Source organism: Microbacterium sp. 13-71-7 (assembly GCF_002257455.1).
Taxonomy (GTDB): domain Bacteria; phylum Actinomycetota; class Actinomycetes; order Actinomycetales; family Microbacteriaceae; genus Microbacterium.
The window spans coordinates 1-1,947 of the sequence record NZ_NCKN01000389.1; the positions used below are offsets into that span (position 1 = coordinate 1).

Here is a 1,947-nt window from a genome sequence, read left to right on the forward strand (position 1 = left end):
GACCGAGCTGGCGAAGGCCCGTGAGCGCGGCATCGTGACCGACGGCATCGCGGAGCGGTACGCCGACGTCCTCAACCGCGTGCTCGCGGGCAAGCCGGACGACCTCGTCGTGACCACGCATGTGTGCCGCGGCAACTTCCGCTCCACCTGGATCTCCTCGGGCGGCTACGAGCCCGTCGCCGAGCAGCTCCTCGACGTCGTGCAGTACGACGGGTACTTCCTGGAGTACGACAGCGAGCGTGCGGGAGGCTTCGAGCCGCTGCGGTACCTGCCGAAGGGCGACAAGACCGTCGTGCTGGGTCTCGTCACCTCGAAGAGCGGCGAACCTGAGGACCCGGCCGTCGTCACGCGCCGCATCGACGAGGCGGCGGCGTTCGCGCCGCTCGAGCAGCTCGCGCTCAGCCCGCAGTGCGGCTTCGCCTCGACCGAGGAGGGCAATGTGCTCACCGAGGACGAGCAGTGGGCGAAGGTCCGCTCCGTCGTGGACATCGCCGCCGACGTCTGGCGCTGAGCGGACCCTCGTCCCTCCCGCGTCAGGTCGAGCCGATCCTCGACAGCCTGCTCGCCCGCCGGCCGACCGTGCTGGTCGCCCAGCCTGCGCGGATCACCCGCATCGCGTCGCGCGCGAGCTCGACGCCGTCGTCGTAGACGTCGCGCCAGATGGAGAGGCCGTCCGCGCCCTCCGGCCCGAGGACCGAGCGCGAGAACGCCTCGACGCCCCAGCGGCCCCGATAGCCCGCGTCGAGCGCATCTCGGACGATGCCGGGGATGTCGATCGCGCCGTGCGACAGCGCACCACGGCCCGACTGCCCGAGCTCCAGATAGCGCAGTCGCGGGAGCGCCAGCCGCACGGCCTCCGCGATGTCGGACTCCTCGATCGCCATGTGGAAGGTGTCGAGGTGGATGCCGAGGTGAGCGGATCCGCCGGCCTCGGCGTAGTCCATCGCGCGCCGCGCGGTGTTGATCGCCGACGTCTCGTACCGGTTCAGCACCTCGAACACCATCGCGACGCCCCGTTCGTGGGCCTCGTCCGCGATCCGCCCCACCGCGGCGGCCGACCGCGCGAACGCGGCGCTGCCCGTGGTGCCCCGGGGCGCACCGAAGAGCCCGTAAGGCACCCCGTTCAGCTGATCCGCGCCGAGGGCGACCGCCAGGGCGAGGCTCTGCCGCAGGAGCGCCGCGCCCGCGGCCTGCGCACCGGGATCCTCCGCCGCGACATCCGCCTCGGGGAGCTGGATCGCCATCGCGATCGGCACGAGCCCGCGATCCGCGAGCAGCGCACGCAGATGCGGCACGTCGACGGCGTCGGCGTCGAAGGGCGGCAGCACCACGCGGCGATAGCCGCTCGCGGCGAGCGCGTCGAGGCTCTCGGGCAGTCGTGGCGACCGCGGGTCCGGGACGAGGACGCTGAGCTGGCACGCGACGTCGAGGTCGGGCGCCATCTCAGAACACCGGCAGATCGAGGCGCTGCTTGAAGACGGAGTATCCGTCGTCCACGCTGACCACGGTGCCGTTGATCGCGTTCGCCTCGTCGGAGGCGAGGAACGCGACGACGTCGGCGATCTCCTCGGGAGCGGTGAGCCGGTTGCGCAGCTGCTCCGCGGCGAAGGTCGACTTCAGCTCTTCGCTGAACTGATTGATGATGGGCGTGCCGACGCGCCCCGGCGTGATCGCGACGGCCCTCACTCCGTACTCCGCGAGCTCGTAGGCGGCGGACCGGGTGAACGAGATGACCGCGGCCTTCGCTGCGCTGTAGCTGAACGAGAGCTCGGCGGCCTGTTCGCCGTAGATCGACGAGGTGCTCACGATCACGCCGCCGGTGCCCTGCCTGCGGAACTGCCTCCCCGCCGCGAGGATGCCGTAGTAGACGCCGTTCTGATCGATGCGGATGATCGGCTCGTAGTCCGTCTCCGGCTCATGGTCGAGGAGGGGCCTGCCGCCGGCGAT

2 protein-coding genes and 1 pseudogene are annotated in these 1,947 nt (G+C 71.4%); 1 reads left to right on the plus strand and 2 read right to left on the minus strand.

The window, feature by feature from the left end:
* Positions 1 to 511 (plus strand): annotated as a pseudogene (locus tag B7X32_RS20625) (5-methyltetrahydropteroyltriglutamate--homocysteine S-methyltransferase); the annotation flags it as partial.
* A 22-nt stretch (positions 512 to 533) separates the two neighbouring features.
* Here B7X32_RS20625 and B7X32_RS20630 read toward each other — a convergent pair.
* Together B7X32_RS20630 and B7X32_RS20635 are read right to left on the minus strand one after the other, a co-directional pair.
* The gene (locus tag B7X32_RS20630; RefSeq protein WP_292724045.1) at positions 534 to 1,442 is read right to left on the minus strand and encodes a sugar phosphate isomerase/epimerase; all 909 of its coding nucleotides are present in this window, start codon (positions 1,440 to 1,442) and stop codon (positions 534 to 536) included.
* A 1-nt stretch (position 1,443) separates the two neighbouring features.
* On the minus strand, positions 1,444 to 1,947 hold a 504-nt coding region (locus B7X32_RS20635; protein ID WP_292724048.1), incomplete at its 5' end, for an SDR family oxidoreductase.